Raw genomic sequence first — 17028 nt, forward strand, 5'->3', positions numbered from 1 at the left:
GCGGATATCCTACGAGCGGAGACAGCTCACATTCTTTCTCAAAACCGTAATAGTCAACAGAGCAGCGATCCTCCTGTTATTGGAGGATCGCTGCTTTGCGGTGCGCCTCATCGTTTGTTGAATAAGTTGTTAATTTAACATTTTAAAGTAAAGCATTTCTTAGTAATGAGAAATTACCTTCACAATCGGTACCTTGTACCTGATAGGTATGCCACTCTACTATCTCATGGGAAGGAGAGTTGATCCGCCAAAGACTTTTACAAGAAGCTATTAATATTAAATCAGAAAATGATTTAACGGTCTGAAGTGGGCATAGGGTTCAACTGAACACAAAAAGAGATGACCCTGATAATTTCAAGGATCATCTCTTTTTTAGAGAAAACAATTGAACACAAAAAAACACTATGATATAATCGATAGCGTTATTGACAAATTACAAAAAACAAAATAATTAATTATTAACCTTGCTTTTATAGTACATCTAGAACTTTGATTTGTCAATGATTTTTTTCTGAACTAATGGTTAGGAGAGATGTTGAATGAATTCACTGGTTCTCGATTTTCAAGAAATGGATAACACTCAGCTTTTGCTTGTTGGCGGAAAAGGGCTGCAATTAGGGGTATTATCCAAAATGGAAGGAATACAAGTGCCAGAAGGGTTTTGTGTTACAACAGTGGGATATCAAAAAGCCATCGAACAAAACGAAAGGGTTCATGCTTTGTTAGATCGGCTAACTACGCTTAAAGTAGAAGATCGGGAACAGATTGATGAAATCAGCAAGAAGATTCGACAGGCCATTATGGAAGTAGCCATTCCTTCCGATGTTGTGAATGCAGTTGTTTACTATCTCTCCAAGTTTGGCGATGAATATGCTTATGCCGTGCGTTCTAGTGCGACTGCTGAGGATTTGCCGTATGCTTCTTTTGCTGGTCAACAAGACACCTATTTAAATATTATCGGCAAAGAATCCATCTTGGAGCATATCCGCAAATGTTGGGCTTCTTTATTTACGCAACGCGCGTTAATTTACCGAATGCAGAATGGATTTGATCACAGCCAAGTTTATTTATCTGTTATCGTTCAAAGGATGGTGTTCCCTCAGGCTTCTGGGATTTTATTTACCGCTGATCCCATTACCTGCAACCGGAAGCTGCTCTCTATCGATGCCAGTTTCGGACTTGGAGAAGCGCTGGTCTCCGGCTTGGTATCTGCCGATTGTTATCAAGTACAGGATGGGGTAGTCGTCAGCAAGAGAATAGAAACCAAAAAAATGGCTATTTATGGACGAAAAGAAGGCGGTACAGAGACCAAGCAGCTCGATCCTGATCAGCAAAAGACGCAAACCCTTACGGATCAACAAACTTTGCAGCTGGCACGCATTGGAAGACAGATCGAAGAACATTTCGGCTGCCCCCAAGACATCGAATGGTGTTTGGCTGATGATACATTTTATATTGTCCAGAGCCGGCCGATCACCACTTTATATCCCATTCCTGAAGCAAATGACCAGGAGAATCATGTGTATGTATCTGTCGGCCATCAGCAAATGATGACTGATCCTATTAAACCGCTGGGGATATCTGTTTGGAAGTTAACAGGTAACGCACCCATGTTTAGAACTGGTGGTGGAAGGCTGTTTGTGGATATCACGAAGGGCCTGGCTTCACCGGCTGGCAGGCAAAATTTATTGGATGTTCTAGGGCACTCCGATCCGCTCATAAAAGACGCGCTTATTACCATCATAGAGCGGGGAGATTTTATTAAATCAGACCCATATGACAAAAGCGAACCGGGGCCCGTTAAAAGCCATAAGGGGATGTCATCTGCGGATATTCTAGAAGAAGCAGGAAATAACCCGGGAATTGTTGCTGTTTTGATTAAGAGCAGTGAGACATCGATATCAGCGTTAAAACATAATATCCAAACGAAATCAGGATTGGATGTATTTGATTGTATCCTGGAAGATATGCAGCAACGGAGGCAGCGAGCGTCCGATCTGAAGAATTTGAATGTGATTATGGCCGGCATGCATGCTTCAGCATGGATCAATGAAAAAATGAATGAATGGTTAGGTGAAAAAAACGTAGCAGACACACTTTCCCTGTCTGTGCCTAACAACGTCACTTCTGAAATGGGTATGGAGTTACTGGATGTTGCAGATGTGATTCGTCCCTATCCGAAAATAATTGAGTATTTACAGCAGGTAAAGGATGATAACTTTTTGGATAAACTGGTTCAATTCGAAGGTGGGCAGCAGGTGCGTGATGTTATTGCAGCTTTTCTCGACAAATATGGAATGCGATGTGCCGGGGAGATCGATATTACAAGAACACGCTGGAGTGAAAAACCAAATATACTGGTACCTATGATCCTCAGTAATATCAAAAACCTTGAACCTGGCGCCAGTAAACGGAAATTTGAGCAAGGGCGACAGGAAGCGTTGAAAAAAGAACAGGACTTATTAGCCCGATTGAAACAATTACCGGGTGGTGAACAAAAAGCCGAAGAGACAAAACAAATTATCGGCCAGATCCGGAATTTTATCGGTTATCGTGAATATCCGAAATACGACATTGTTAGTCGCTACTTCATTTATAAACAGGCTTTACTAAAGGAAGCGGAACGACTCGTGCAAGCCAACCTTCTTCATGAAAAAGAAGATATTTATTATCTCTCTTTTGAAGAATTGCAGGAAACCATACGCACAAATAAACTGGATTACCAAATCATTGACAAACGAAAAGAGGAGTACAGATTATATGAAAAACTAACTCCGCCACGTGTTATCACCTCTGATGGTGAAATCATTACGGGTCAGTACAAACGAGAAAATATCCCCGCCGAAGCTGTTGTGGGCCTCGCTGTTTCTTCAGGCGTTGTAGAGGGGCGGGCACGTGTAATTCTGAGTATAGAAGAGGCTGATCTGGAGGATGGCGATATACTAGTCACCGCTTTTACCGACCCCAGCTGGACTCCATTGTTTTTATCCATCAAAGGCTTGGTTACGGAGGTGGGCGGGCTGATGACCCATGGAGCCGTTATCGCACGTGAATATGGCCTGCCAGCCGTTGTGGGAGTGGAGAATGCGACCAAATTGATAAAAGATGGGCAACAAATTCGCGTGCATGGAACAGAGGGGTATATAGAACTTTTGTAACACATACAGAGCTGAAATATAACCATATAGTTAGGGCTCAGTATGCATGCTAAAGCTTTTATTGGTATCAGAATATGATCGGAAACAACGGATTGGAAATCTAAATAAAGCACACCCTAAACGGGAGTCTTGCAGCTGATGCAGACTTCCGTTTTTTTTGTAAATATAAGGATGTTTAGGCTTCACGCCATAAATTATTTTTGAATTTGCTAAAGAAATGGACCCCATCCCCTGAGGATGGCAGGGCCGTTTTTTTCTTGTGTCCATAAGCCGGATGCATGTCCAAAAGCCTGTAGCAGCAGCTCTTAAATGTTGTCAACAACGTTCATGACGAAACCGTGTTTTCAATTTGATGACAAAGAAAGCGCTTTGATTTACGCTGTGTGCATAGGGGATTACCTTTAAAGAAATCTTAAATAAAGGCATCCCATTTAATTTATATTAAGGGGGCATTTTAAATGGCCACAACGGCAACGACACAAACTTCATCCGGCGGTACAAGGGTGAGAGTTCAACAATTCGGCCGCATGCTCAGCGGTATGGTTATGCCGAATATCGGCGCTTTTATCGCATGGGGTTTAATCACGGCTTTATTCATTCCAACAGGCTGGTTTCCAAATGAAAGTCTTGCAGCTCTAGTAGATCCAATGATTAAATTTCTGCTTCCGCTGCTCATCGGGTATACGGGCGGACAGATGGTACACGGCAAACGCGGCGGTGTTATCGGGGCAGTAGTCACGATGGGGGTTATCGTCGGTTCTTCTATTCCGATGTTCCTCGGCGCTATGATCGTCGGCCCGCTGGCCGGCTGGGTCCTGAAGCAATTCGACCGTGCGGTTGACGGCAAGATCAAAGCCGGGTTCGAAATGCTTGTCAACAACTTCTCGCTCGGCATCATCGGCGGCGGCTTGTCCATTGCTGCGCTGAAGGGAATCGGACCACTGGTCGAAGGCTTGACCAATATCCTCTCGAATGGTGTGGAGTTTCTGGTTAACCATAACCTGCTGCCGCTCGTCAACATCATCATTGAGCCGGCAAAGGTATTGTTCCTGAACAATGCCATCAACCACGGCGTACTCGGACCGATTGCGCTGGAAGAATCACAGAGACTGGGACAGTCGGTACTGTTCATGCTGGAATCGAATCCAGGACCGGGGCTGGGTATCCTGCTTGCTTACTGGCTGGTAGGACGCGGTTCGGCGAAGGCTTCAGCACCAGGTGCAGTTATCATTCACTTCCTGGGGGGGATTCATGAAATTTACTTCCCGTACATTCTGATGAATCCACGACTGATCCTGGCTGTTATCGGCGGCGGCGTGTCTGGAACGTTCACATTGCAATTGCTGGGAGCAGGTCTGGTAGCTTCTCCATCGCCAGGCAGTATCTTTGCTTACTTCGCCATGACACCTAAGGGCGGATATGTGCCAATGCTTGCCGGTGTCATTGTTGCCACAGCTGTATCCTTTGTGCTGGCTACACTGCTCCTTAAGACTGTGAAGAAGAACAACGAAGAAGAGATGAATCTGGAAGAAGCTGCGGCAAAATTGAAAGACATGAAGTCGGCAGGGACTGCAGCGCAAACCGCTGCTGCTGCCGCAACTGTAACTACAGCGGCAAATGTCCGCGGCAAGGCTGATGTGAACAAAATCGTCTTCGCTTGTGATGCAGGTATGGGGTCCAGCGCGATGGGCGCATCCGTGCTAAGAAAAAAACTGCAGGCTGCCGGAGTCAATATTACGGTTGTCAATTCCGCAGTCAGCGAAATTCCTGCGGATGCTGATATCGTGGTTACCCAGAAAACACTGACGGACCGGGCGGTTGCCAGCAATCCGAAAGCAGAGCATATCTCCATCGACAATTTCCTGAAGAGCCCTAAATATGATGAGCTTGTGGAACGTTTAAAGTAAATGGAACAAGCATAGAAATGATGTATAACGCTAACTCAGGAGACGCTGGCCCGCAAAGCCGGCGTTTGTCTCCATTTAGGGCGGGGGTACACGGTTATGAGAAAAGTTACCGCGAGGCAGCGTCAAATCATCTGGCTTCTCTTAGGGGTCAGTGAAGAGATTACTGCCGCCGAAATCGCCGAGAGCACCGGTGTGAGTGTAAGAACGGTTCACCGGGAGATGGAGGACATCGAGCTTACGCTGGCGGATTTCGGTCTGGATTTGATCCGTAAATCAGGAAAAGGAATTCAGTTGAGCGGCCCGGCGGCCGGTCTTACCGAGCTGCGCCTGTTTTTACGGGAAGAGAAGCCAGCGGAACATTCCAGCGAGGACCGCAAGGTGTATGAGCTCTGCTCCTTGCTGGAGGCAGAAGAGCCAGTGAAGCTGTTCACACTGGCCCACTGGCTCAAAGTTACGGTGGCTACAGTGAGCTATGACTTGGATGAACTTGAGCTTTGGGTCCGCAAGTTCGGCCTGCAGCTGGTCCGCAGGCGGGGCTATGGTGTTGAGATTACCGGCAGCGAGATTGATAAGCGCAGGGCGATTGGCCGGCTGGCCGCTGAGCATCTGGATCTTTCAGATCTGGTGGGGCATAATCCGCAGCCCGCGAGCAGTCCGGTTTTCCGGATTCTTCTGGATGCGGTAGGCAAAACCAATCTGATGGATGTGGAGAACACGCTGTGGGATATGGAATGGAAATGGACGGCGGAACTGCCGGAAATCGTTTATATGGAAATGCTGCTTGGCCTCGCGGTAACCACCAGACGGATTGAGATTGGCCGGAGTATCGACAACGGCGGGGAAGCAGGATATCCCCGAATGTCCGATCACCGCCATATTGCCGCCGCCGAGCAATTTGGGCAGCGGCTGGGCCAGGCACTGGGAGCTGAGATACCGCGGGCAGAGGTTCTATATATAGCCGGTCTGTTCGACAGGGTCCAGGAATCATTCTCCTCAGCCGGATTCGCCTACGGTGATATTGAGCTGATGGAGATTGTATATAAGCTGACGGAGAACGTGGTCAAACGGACGGGAGTTCCGTTTCAAAGCGACCGCTCCCTGCGGGAAGGGTTGCTGGAGCATATGGATCCGGCTTTCAAGCGGCTCCGGGAGGGAACCCGTATCCGCAATCCGCTGCTGGGTCCCATCCGTAAGGATTATGAATATTTGTTCCAGATTGTGAGGGCCGCGGTGGAGGAGCTGGAGCTGGAGCTGGACATCCCCGATGAGGAAATTGGATTTCTGGTCATGCATTTCGGCGCTTCTGTCGAACGTCTGAATCAGCTCAGGCGGGGCGTCCGGGCAATTCTGGTCTGCGCCAGCGGTCTCAGTTCTTCCCGGCTGCTGGCTACCCGGCTGGCCAAAGAAATGCCGCAGATTGAAATTCTCGGCAATATTTCCTGGTACGAAGCGGCGCGGCTGCCTGAGGTTGACTACGATCTGATTATTTCAACGATTGATTTGCCGCTCGACAAAGACCGCTATATCAAAATTAGTCCTCTGTTGACAGGGGAAGAAATAGAAAAACTGCTGAGTTATATCCAGAACACCACGCTGAGAGAACGGGATAGTGTTCCGCAAGGCGAGTACGACAGAACAGCGAGTGAAGAGCATTCCCTGGAGCGGTTGAAAAGCTACCAGGGCATGCTGGATGAAACGGTCAGCCTGCTGGAGCGGTTCCGCTTCTATCCGCTTGATAATAGCGGGATAACGCTTCCCGCAACGATTTCGGCGATGCTCGATTTTCTGGATGGCAGCGGGGTGGTCGGTGATGCAGATATCCTGCTGGAGCGGCTGCTGGAACGGGAAAGGATGGCCAGCCAGGTCATTCCGGACACTGGGCTTGCGCTGTTTCATGCAAGAAGCAGCCACATCCTGATGTCTTCCCTGACGCTGTACCGTCTGCGGCAGCCGGTTGTTCTGGATGGGGGTACCGAGGTCAGGGTCATCCTGCTGATGCTTGCACCGCGCAAGCTGTCCAAGGAAAGCCTGGAAGTGCTGAGTGAAATCAGTGCAATGCTGCTTAATTCCGAGCTGGTGAAGCTGCTTGAGGAGCGCACGGAGTCCGAGATCAGGCGATATCTGTCGTCAGAGCTGCTGCGTTTTTTCGAAAATAAAATGTGAAAGCGAGAGAAACCATATGAGTATACTGTCAGAGAATAAAGTGATTATGAACGGTGCTGCCAAAGATAAATACGAGGCGATCACCATGGCCGGAAGACTGCTTGTGGATGCCGGACATGTAACGGAAGAATATGTGCCGAAGATGCTTGAGCGCGAAGAGGTCGTTTCCACTTATATGGGCGAAGGACTGGCCATTCCCCACGGAACCAAAGAAGCCAGACCCTTCATTAAATCTACCGGATTATCCATTATCCGCTTTCCGGATGGTGTTGATTTTGGCGGAGATGAGCCGGCCTTTGTTGTGATCGGCATTGCAGCGGCAGGTGACGGGCACATGGAGATATTGACGAATGTGGCGATGATCTTCTCGGAAGAGGATGCTATTGAGCGGGTCATGAATGCGCCAACCCCGGCCGATGTGATCGCCATCTTTGAAGGAGGCCTGGAATGATGAAGGCTGTTCATTTCGGTGCCGGCAATATCGGCAGAGGTTTTATCGGTCTGCTTCTGTCGCAGGCAGGCTATGAGGTCACCTTCGTCGATGTGAATGAAGCCTTCGTCACACAGCTTCAAGAACGCGGGGAATATCCGGTGATGCTGGCCAGCGAGGGTCGGGAAACGGTGATCGTGACGAACGTGACTGCACTAAGCAGTGTAACCCATGCCGAAGAAGTTGCCGCGGCCATTGCCGGAGCGGATCTTGTTACGACAGCGGTTGGAGTATCCATCCTGAAGCATATTGCAGGGGTGCTGGCTGAGGGGATCGGCAGACGGCTTGCAGGTTCCACCGCTCCGCTGCATGTCATCGCCTGCGAGAACGCCATCGGCGGCAGTGCGCAATTGAAAGAGCTCGTATACGCCAAGCTTGATTCAGAAGTCCAGGCCAAAGCGGATATATCCGTAGCTTTTCCGAATGCGGCTGTAGACCGGATTGTTCCTTTGCAGCAGCATGAGGATATCCTCAAGGTAGTGGTAGAGCCATTCTATGAGTGGGTGGTAGAGTCTTCTCAGATGCTTCCGGGTTACCGTCCGGTAGAAGGTGTTCACTATGTAGATAATCTTGAGCCTTATATTGAACGCAAATTGTTTACGGTGAATACCGGGCACTGCTCGGCAGCGTATCTCGGGTACCTGCGCGGATACGGGACGATCCAGCAGGCCATGGCGGATGAGGGTTTGACCGGGCTTGTGCGCGAAGTGTTGGAGGAGACAGGGGCGGTGCTGGTTCAGAAGCATGGGTTCGACGCGGAGCAGCATAGCAAGTATATCGACAAAATACTGGAGCGCTTCCGCAATCCGGCTCTGACGGATGAAGTTAGCCGTGTAGGACGTTCACCGATCCGCAAGCTGTCGCCGAATGACCGGCTGGTATCGCCGGCGCTCCAGGCTTTTGACAGAGGGCTTGAATACACGGCCCTGACCCGCTCCATGGCGGCAGCACTGCTGTTCAACGTGAGCGATGATCCGGAAGCGGTTGAGCTTCAGGCGGCTGTCGCGGAGCTTGGTGCGGCAGCGGCAGTTACGAAATATACCGGTCTGGCCGCAGATCATGCGGTGCACCGGTCGGTGATGGCAGAGTATGACAAACTGAAATAACGATGAGGGCATCATAAAAAGCCGCAGGGGAGGTCATATCCCCTGCGGCTCTTCGTCTAACTTAGCTTAGCTGTTCTCAATAATGGTCTGCAGCGTTGTGCGGTCCAGTCCTTCCACAAGCTTGATCAGCAGCTCTTTGGCGGCATCATAATCATCGCTGTGAATGATGGAAGAGGACGTGTGGATGTAGCGTGAGCAGATTCCAATCACTGTGGACGGCACGCCAATTCCGCTGACATGCACCTGTCCGGCATCGGTTCCGCCTTGGGAGACAAAATACTGGTATTTGATCCGGTGGGTATCTGCCGTATCCTGAACGTATTCGAGCAGGCCGCGGTGGGTTATCATCGTCGGATCGTAAATGCGCAGCAGCGCGCCTTGGCCCAACTGGCCGAAGGCCTGGCGGTCGCCGGTCATGTCGGCGGCGGCACTGGCATCCAGGCCGAAGAAGATGTCCGGCGACAGCAGGTTAGCTGCTGTGCGGGCACCGCGCAGGCCTACCTCTTCCTGGACCGTAGCGCCGGCGAAGACGGTGTTCGGCAGTTTTCTGCCGTGCAGCGCTTTGACCAGCTCAATGGCAAGGCCTAAGCCATAGCGGTTGTCCCACGCTTTGGCTATGATTTTCTTCGGATTGGCCAGCGGGGTGAACGGGCAGATCGGCAGAATCTGCTGCCCCAGAGCTACGCCATAGCTCTGGGCTTCTTCCCGGCTGTCTGCACCGATATCTATGTACATTCTGCGGATGTCACCGGTTTTGTTCCGTTCGTCCTCACTCAGCAGATGGATTGGCGTACTGCCGACAACGCCGGTCAAAGTCCCTTTCGGTGTAATGATCTGCAGCCGCTGTGCAGCTACGGCTGAAGCCAGCCAGCCGCCAAGCGGCTGAAAGCGGATCATTCCGTTGTCCGTGATGCCGGTGACCATAAAGCCCACCTCATCAAAGTGTCCGGCTACCATAATCTTGGGGCCGTTCTCTTCACCGCGCAGGACTCCGAACAGGCTGCCGAGGCGGTCCTGGACGAACTCTTCGGTATACGGTGTCATAGCATCCTTGACAAAGGCACGCAACTCGCGCTCAAAGCCCGGAGCTGCGGGGAATTCAGTCAATGTTTTGAACAGATTGGTCGTTTCTTGATTCATATACATATCGCTCCTTTACTATTGTCTAGTATGAACATTGTCGCGCTACTTGTCCATGTCTTCAAAGGGGTAAATGAACACTGGGCGCCACCTTTGCGAATAATATGCAGTAATGGCTCTGCAGGCAGGAGCCGGGAAAGGGAGCGAGGAAGATGAGGGTGGCAGAAAGCAGGTCAGCGGACAACCCGCAGGGCTTCTACGGTAAAGTGAATGCCCGCGGGGTGCCGAGAAGATACCTCCGCCGGTATGGGCCGGAGCGCGAAGCTGTGCTGATTTTGATTCTGTTTATATTGCTGATTGTAATACTGTTGTATTTTACCTGAACTGGGGAGACATAACGAAGCCGCTTACGGCGAACAATAAGGAAAAACTTCTAAGCGAAGAAAAGTCCGAGGGGAAATGTCCGCACTCACTGGTTCAGCCCTCCCCTCGCATACATTCCAGGAGGTGTCCTCATTTGCCGGCCAAAACTCGAAAGTCCGGTGTCAAGCTCCGGCTTGACACCATGACCCCACAGGATTATGAGAAATTGTCCAAGCCGTATGTGCCCAGTCGTCCTGTGTTCAAAAACTGCATCCGGGCTTTTCTGTCGGGCGGTTTGATCTGCGTAATCGGACAAGGCATCACGGAGGCTTTTATGGCGATATTCGATATGACCTCCAGGGAAGCCTCAAGCCCTACCGTTGCGGTTTTGATCCTTATCTCCGTAATCCTGACCAGCTTCGGTGTATACGACAAAATAGCTCAATGGGCAGGAGCGGGTTCTGCAGTTCCGGTCACCGGCTTTGCCAACAGCATGTGTTCTGCCGCGCTTGAACACCGTGCGGAAGGACTTGTGCTCGGGGTCGGCGGCAACATGTTCAAGCTGGCTGGTTCTGTTATTGTATTCGGTGTCGTCGCGGCCTTTGTGGTCGGGGTAGTTTATGCCATTATGGGCTGGGGAGGTTCTCACTAAACTATGAAGCAGCTTGGCAGCCAGACCTGGCAATTTACTACCCGTCCTGTCATTCTCGGTTCTTCCGCAGTAGTAGGGCCGGAAGAAGGGGAAGGCCCTTTAGTTTCCGATTTTGATTTTATCTATGACTCGCTCAAAATGGGTGAACAGACATGGGAGAAGGCAGAACGAGCCCTCTTCGAGAAATCGTCCAAGCTGGCGCTGATGCATGCGGGACTCGAGCAGGAGAAGCTGGAGTTCTTCGTCGGCGGGGATTTAATGAATCAGATTATCAGCAGCTCGTTCGCAGCCCGAAAGCTCGGTGTACCCTATCTTGGCGTCTTTGGCGCATGCTCCACTTCCATGGAGAGTCTCGCCATCGCTTCGATGATCGTGGATTCCGGCGGGGGCAAATACGCGCTCGCGGGAACTTCCAGCCATAACTGTACCGTGGAGAAGCAATTCCGCTATCCAGTCGAATACGGCTCCCAAAAGCCGCCGACGGCCCAGTATACCGTAACCGGTTCGGGCTGTGCCATTGTCGGCCGCAATGACGGCTCCGCTGCGGGCCCTTATGTTGTTTCGGCAACCCTTGGACGCATTATGGATATGGGGCTGACGGACCCTTTTAATATGGGCACAGCCATGGCTCCGGCCGCCGCGGATACGATAACTGCACATTTTCGCGATACGGGCTTGTCCCCGGGCCATTACGATTTAATTGTAACCGGCGATCTGGCTTCCGTCGGTTTGCCTATTGCCAAAGATTTGCTGGCCAAAGAAGGCATTCCCATGGAGCAGACGACATTTGATGACTGCGGGCTGCTCATTTATGATCGCGACAAGCAGAAATATGTCATCGCCGGAGGGAGCGGCTGCGGCTGTTCGGCGGTGGTCACCTATGGACATATTCTCAAACGGATGAAAAAAGGCGAGCTGAAGCGGGTGCTGATCGTGGCAACCGGAGCGCTGCTTTCGCCGCTGTCCTATCAGCAGGGAGAAAGCATACCGTGCGTGGCACATGCTGTAGCGCTGGAGAGCGGAGGTGAAGGAGCATGATGATTTATGTATGGGCATTTTTGATTGGAGGCGCCATCTGTGTCATCGGGCAGCTTATGTTCGATGTGCTGAAGCTGACACCGGCTCACACGATGAGTACGCTTGTCGTGTCTGGAGCGATCGCTGACGCGTTTGGACTGTATGACCCGCTGGTGAAATTTGCCGGAGCGGGGGCTAGCGTCCCTATTACCAGCTTTGGTAACTCGCTGGTGCACGGAGCACTAACGGAACTTGAGCGGGACGGCTGGGTCGGCGTGGTGACGGGGATTTTCGATGTGACCAGTGCGGGGATTTCATCAGCTATTGTATTCTCATTTCTGGCAGCCGTGCTTGTACGGCCTAAGGGGACGCATTGATCAGCTGAAAACTATAGGTTTTCTTTTCCGGCCGCCACATTGGCGGTCTTTTTTTGGTCTGTCTGAATAGAAAAACGGATTCGGTTTATAATCATTTCTATAGGAACAATATTTTTCCTTCTATATAATAGAGAGATTTCCTTGTCCATGGTTTGGTGTATCTTTAATTTCCGGGCTGCAATAATGTACTTTGGGACCCATAATCATGTAAAATATATGTATTGCGCTTATTCTGACATAGGAGGTTTACTATATATGCCCGTACGTCAAGAATCAATTCACATCATGAAGGCTGTCCGCCATAATTTGGAATCCTGTATACTCGGCAAAACATTTGAAATAGAGCTACTGCTTACGGCGCTGCTGGCCGGTGGGCATGTCCTGATCGAGGATGTTCCGGGAACGGGTAAAACCCAGCTCATTCGGGCGCTCTCCAGATCAATGTCCGGGGAGTACCGCCGGATTCAGTGCAATCCCGATATTCTCCCTAGTGATATAACGGGGGTATCGGTCTATCATCCGCGAGATGAGATGTTTCATTTCCGTCCCGGTCCCGTGATGACGAATATTCTGCTCGCTGACGAGATCAACCGTGCCACAACCAAGACGCAATCTGCGCTGCTTGAAGTAATGGAAGAACGGAATGTAACCGTCGACGGAGAGACGTATCCGCTGCCGCATCCGTTTATGCTCTGTGCGACTCAGAACCCGATTGATTTCGAAGGCACCTACACGCTGCCCGAAGCACAGCTTGACCGTTTCATGCTGCGTATCAGCCTTGGCTATCCCGATGCGGTTACCGAGAAGAATCTTCTGATGAGCCATCAGGAGGGACAGCCGGTGGACAGGCTTACCCCGGTAACAGGCATGGAACAAATTGCGGCTATCCAGGAAGAAATCCGCGAAATTTATATCAGCGATCCTGTGCTGAACTATTTGCTGGATATTGTCCGCCAGACCAGAGAGCATCCGCTAGTCCTGCTTGGTGCCAGCCCCCGTGCTTCGCTTTCATTCATGATGGCCTGCAAAGCCTATGCTTTCCTGCAGGAGCGCGATTATGTCCTTCCTGATGATGTGAAGATTCTTGCTCCGTATGCGCTGGGACACCGCATTCTGCTGCGTCCGGAGTCGCGGCTGGATAATATCAGCGTAGATTCCTTGCTTCAGAAGCTGCTGCAGAGCATACATGTGCCTGTGACGATGAGGCAATAATGATGAAAAGGTATTTGTCCGGAGCGGCAGCTGTCATTCAGCCGGGGAAATTCGCCGGCATCCTTGCGATCTGGGGCATCACGCTGCTCTACGTACTGTTTCAGGGCGGCAAAACATCATTCATGCTGTTTATAATGGTATCTGTACTAATGATATATCTGATGATAGGAGGCTTAGGCGGAGTACGGCGGGCCAAAGGCACGCGCAGCCTGTATTCCGAATTGGACAAGCCTGATCTGCTCTATGCGGGGGGCTTTCTGCGGGTAAAGCTGGACGTTACAATTCCAGGCTTTTTGCCTCTGCCGTATGTGGTGGTGAGAGAGATTCTGAAGCGCCATAACGGCGAATCCTGGGTATTTGAGGAGAGCATGGTTCCCAGCCTGAGAGGGCAGGGGGAGCTGCTGTTTCAGACGCCGGCACTGGAGCGCGGCCGCTATACGTTCGAAGGAACGGATATCCTGAGTGAGGATATCTTTGGCCTGGTGGAGCATAAGGGCACCTTTATGGCCGAAGGGCAATTCCGCGTACTGCCCCGTGCGGTATTCGTGCCGCGCTGGCAGCTTTATGAGCGGAAGTCACGGCTGGCGGGGCAGCAAGCCTCGCTGCTCCATTCCCGGAGAGAGACAACGCAGATCAACGGGGTCCGCGATTACGTCTATGGCGACCGGTTGACGCGAATCCACTGGAATGCAACCGCCAAGACGGGTAACTGGAAATCCAAGGAATTCGAGCATGAATCCGTACCCAAGACGATGATTGTGCTGGACGGCAGCGCCATGGTATATGCCGGCTCGAACCAGTTTGAGCTGGCGGTGTCCATTGCCGCCTCCCTGCTCGGCTTTGGGATCCGCGACCGGATCGGCATCGGTTTATGCTGTCTGGACAAGAACACCAAGATTTTCATGCCTGCCGAGGGCGCTGCGGAGCGGCAGAAGATGATCCAATATTTGATTGACATTAATGCGGAAGGCCGGGGGCCGCTGGTTCCCAGGCTGGACAAAGGACACCGTATGTTTCCCAAAGGTTCCTATCTGGTATTGATCAGTCCGCAGAGCGGACAGCCTGTACTGGATGTGATGCGCTGGGCGGAGAGCCGGGGAATGACGCCTTCCCATATTCATGTGCGCAATCCTGCAGCGGTCAACCGCGGCGTAGAATGGATGGATGTGCTGAAATCCCGCGGGGCAACCGGCTATAGCGTAAGTTCGCTTCAGGAGCTGCCCTCAGTGCTCGGAGGTGATAAAGTATGATGAGACGCTGGTGGAGCGGGATGAAGTCCTCATGGCATTACTCCTTCAGTCTGCTATGGCTGATGGTTATCGCCCTGCAGTGGCTCACTTATACAGAGCCCATCTGGCTGAAGGCGACCACTGCCGCCGTACTGCTGACCTTGGCTGCGGCGGGGGTTATTGAAATTCTTTTACCTGTTAAACGGGGATACCGGCTGATTCTTGAAGTTTGCGCCATGCTATATTTCGTGTACAGGGTAATTCTGCGCTACGAACTCTATGTTCCTGATCCCTGGCTGCCTTCGCTGCGCGACCGTCTGTCTGACATCGCCATAAATATGGTTCCATATCTATGGTTTGCTGCGGGTGCGCTGGCCTTGCTGCTCCTGTCATCGTGGTGGGTCTCCTCCAAGGCGCGGATTCTGCTGTTTATCACCACGAATATTGTAGCCTTTGCGGCACTGGATTCCTTCACTTCGGCCGTACTCTGGCAGGAGGTCGCCTGGACGGTGTTCGCGGGGATGGGCTGGCTTGTTACCCAGCATTTGAGAAGCTTTCAATTGCATTATCCCCGCGGCTGGACTTATCTGCTGAAATATCCTTTCAAGATCTTCATTAATATCGCCATCATTTTCTCCTTTGTCATTATTACAGGTGTGAACATGCCAGAGGTGCGGCCGACACTGACAGATCCTTATACCGCCTGGCATAAATGGAACGGCACCGGATTATCGGCAAGCTCCGGCACATCGGGAACAACAAATGCCGGAACCAGTGATGCTTCTGCAGGAAGGACTACTTCGGGTTATAGTATGAACGACGATAATCTGGGCGGGGGCTTTAACTATGATTATTCGCCAGTCATGACAGTGACCTCGGATATACGTTCCTACATGCGGGGGGAAACCCGCAGCGTATATTCCGGAAAAGGATGGAGTGATGACGACCGGCTTACACGCGGTCCGCTGTCCGGGGCAGCCGTAGGCAAAGAGCTGGACAGGGAACCCGGCTCCAAGGTGGAGACGCAGACCCTGCAGCAGACGGTAAAGCTGCTTGGGAACATTGATTATCCGGTATTGTTCGGAGCCTATTCCATTGCGAAGGTCGATTCCATAGACGGCAAGGAACAGAGCAGCCGCTTATTATGGAGAAGCACAGACAGTGAAATGCTGTGGGATACGGATGGGAACAGCGGAAACTATCCCCAGACTTATGTGCTTACTTCGGAGGTCCCAGTCGTATCCGTGCAGGAGCTGAGCAAACAGACCTTCGATCAGCTGTACACCGGCCAGAATAATACGCAATACCTGCAACTGCCCGACAATTTTCCAGAGCGGGTCACAGAGCTGGCAGAGACAATAACCGCAAGCGCGAAGACCCCTTATGACAAAATTGTGCTGCTCCAGCAATATCTGCAGCAAACCTATCCCTACTCGAATCAGCCGGATCTGTCACGCGGCAAAAGCAAGGATTTCGTGGAGAGTTTCCTGTTCGAGATTATGGAAGGCTACTGCGACTACTATTCCACCGCACTCGTGACCATGGCGCGTTCGCTGGATATTCCGGCACGCTGGGTCAAGGGATATGCACCCGGTGAACAGGCACAGCTGCCGGACAGTCTGGCCCAGCAGGGATTATCCAATAATAATTATACGATTACGAATGCCGATGCCCATTCCTGGGCGGAAATCTATTTCGGTGAATACGGCTGGATTCCGGTCGAAGCGACCCCGGGCTTTAATGTCCCTCTTCTGACACAGAGCGAAGAGCCTGAGAGTAAGGAAGATATACAGCCGGAAGAGGATAAACCTGAGCCTGAACAAGAGGTGGCAGATCCCGGCAAAGCCGGTGGAAGCCTTCATGTGGGCGTATGGGCCGTATCGGCCGCTGCGGCAGTGCTGCTGCTGTGGGGAGGTTATCTGCTCTGGCATTACCGCTTCAGTCTCCGGTTCCTGCTTGGGCGGCTGCGCAACGGCAAACCGTTGTCTCCGGTGCAGAAAGTTGTGGCTGAAACCGAGCGGTGGGTAAAGTATGCCCGCAGAAAGGGCATGCTTAAAGAAGAGCACGAAACGCTTCGTGAATCGGTGGCCCGCTGGAGCCGTGAACGTCCGGCAGCTGCAGAAAGTCTGGCGTCGCTGCTGCAAATGTTCGAGAAGGCGAAGTACAGCCCGGATGTTATAGAAGACAAAGATTGGCGCAGCGTGTATACTGAAGCTTTGCGGCTGCACAGTCTCTTGAAATCAGATAAATAAACGTGGCAGTCCTAACATCGTC

The 17028-nt window shown here is 51.4% G+C and carries 13 protein-coding genes and 1 pseudogene; 13 read left to right on the forward strand and 1 reads right to left on the reverse strand.

Annotated features, from left to right (window positions below):
* Positions 1-181: 181 nt before the first annotated feature.
* The 6 genes and pseudogenes from NST07_RS08040 to NST07_RS08065 all read left to right on the forward strand — a co-directional run.
* Positions 182-305 (forward strand): annotated as a pseudogene (locus NST07_RS08040) (DUF2975 domain-containing protein); the annotation flags it as partial.
* A 234-nt stretch (positions 306-539) separates the two neighbouring features.
* Entirely contained in the window at positions 540-3158 is a 2619-nt protein-coding gene (gene ppsA, locus NST07_RS08045) for a phosphoenolpyruvate synthase (RefSeq protein WP_342481345.1), read from the forward strand.
* A 458-nt stretch (positions 3159-3616) separates the two neighbouring features.
* Complete coding sequence (locus NST07_RS08050) at positions 3617-5065, forward strand: PTS mannitol transporter subunit IICBA (protein ID WP_341090975.1); 1449 nt, start codon at positions 3617-3619, stop codon at positions 5063-5065.
* 96 nt (positions 5066-5161) lie between these two features.
* Complete coding sequence (locus tag NST07_RS08055; protein ID WP_342481346.1) at positions 5162-7228, forward strand: BglG family transcription antiterminator; 2067 nt, start codon at positions 5162-5164, stop codon at positions 7226-7228.
* A gap of 16 nt (positions 7229-7244) precedes the next feature.
* On the forward strand, positions 7245-7679 hold the full coding sequence (locus NST07_RS08060) for a PTS sugar transporter subunit IIA (RefSeq protein WP_341090980.1): 435 nt from the start codon (positions 7245-7247) through the stop codon (positions 7677-7679).
* A complete protein-coding gene (locus NST07_RS08065; protein ID WP_341097589.1) occupies positions 7679-8824 on the forward strand; it encodes a mannitol-1-phosphate 5-dehydrogenase in 1146 nt (381 codons plus the stop codon). Before NST07_RS08060 ends, NST07_RS08065 begins: the two co-directional genes overlap by 1 nt.
* Positions 8825-8890: 66 nt before the next feature.
* On the opposite strand, the gene NST07_RS08070 is transcribed toward NST07_RS08065, so the two are convergent.
* Positions 8891-9964 (reverse strand): M42 family metallopeptidase, encoded by a 1074-nt coding sequence (locus tag NST07_RS08070; RefSeq protein WP_342481347.1) that lies wholly within the window; start codon positions 9962-9964, stop codon positions 8891-8893.
* A 152-nt stretch (positions 9965-10116) separates the two neighbouring features.
* Between NST07_RS08070 and NST07_RS08075 the strand changes: the two genes are divergently transcribed.
* The 7 genes from NST07_RS08075 to NST07_RS08105 all read left to right on the forward strand — a co-directional run bounded on the left by NST07_RS08075 (position 10117) and on the right by NST07_RS08105 (position 17006).
* Complete coding sequence (locus tag NST07_RS08075) at positions 10117-10287, forward strand: hypothetical protein (RefSeq protein ID WP_341090984.1); 171 nt, start codon at positions 10117-10119, stop codon at positions 10285-10287.
* Between the two features lie 182 nt (positions 10288-10469).
* Positions 10470-10919, forward strand: a complete 450-nt coding sequence (spoVAC, locus tag NST07_RS08080) for a stage V sporulation protein AC (protein ID WP_341097590.1) — start codon at positions 10470-10472, stop codon at positions 10917-10919.
* 3 nt (positions 10920-10922) lie between these two features.
* Positions 10923-11957 (forward strand): stage V sporulation protein AD, encoded by a 1035-nt coding sequence (spoVAD, locus tag NST07_RS08085; RefSeq protein WP_341090985.1) that lies wholly within the window; start codon positions 10923-10925, stop codon positions 11955-11957.
* Entirely contained in the window at positions 11957-12313 is a 357-nt protein-coding gene (spoVAE, locus tag NST07_RS08090) for a stage V sporulation protein AE (RefSeq protein ID WP_341097591.1), read from the forward strand. Before spoVAD ends, spoVAE begins: the two co-directional genes overlap by 1 nt.
* A 255-nt stretch (positions 12314-12568) precedes the next feature.
* Positions 12569-13525, forward strand: a complete 957-nt coding sequence (locus tag NST07_RS08095; RefSeq protein ID WP_038587881.1) for a MoxR family ATPase — start codon at positions 12569-12571, stop codon at positions 13523-13525.
* Positions 13526-13527: 2 nt separating this feature from the next.
* Positions 13528-14775, forward strand: a complete 1248-nt coding sequence (locus tag NST07_RS08100; protein WP_341090987.1) for a DUF58 domain-containing protein — start codon at positions 13528-13530, stop codon at positions 14773-14775.
* A complete protein-coding gene (locus NST07_RS08105) occupies positions 14772-17006 on the forward strand; it encodes a transglutaminase domain-containing protein (RefSeq protein WP_341090988.1) in 2235 nt (744 codons plus the stop codon). The genes NST07_RS08100 and NST07_RS08105 overlap by 4 nt, the downstream gene beginning before the upstream one ends.
* Positions 17007-17028: the final 22 nt, after the last annotated feature.

Origin of the sequence: Paenibacillus sp. FSL L8-0340, assembly GCF_038593145.1 — a bacterium.
Classification (GTDB): domain Bacteria; phylum Bacillota; class Bacilli; order Paenibacillales; family Paenibacillaceae; genus Paenibacillus_AQ.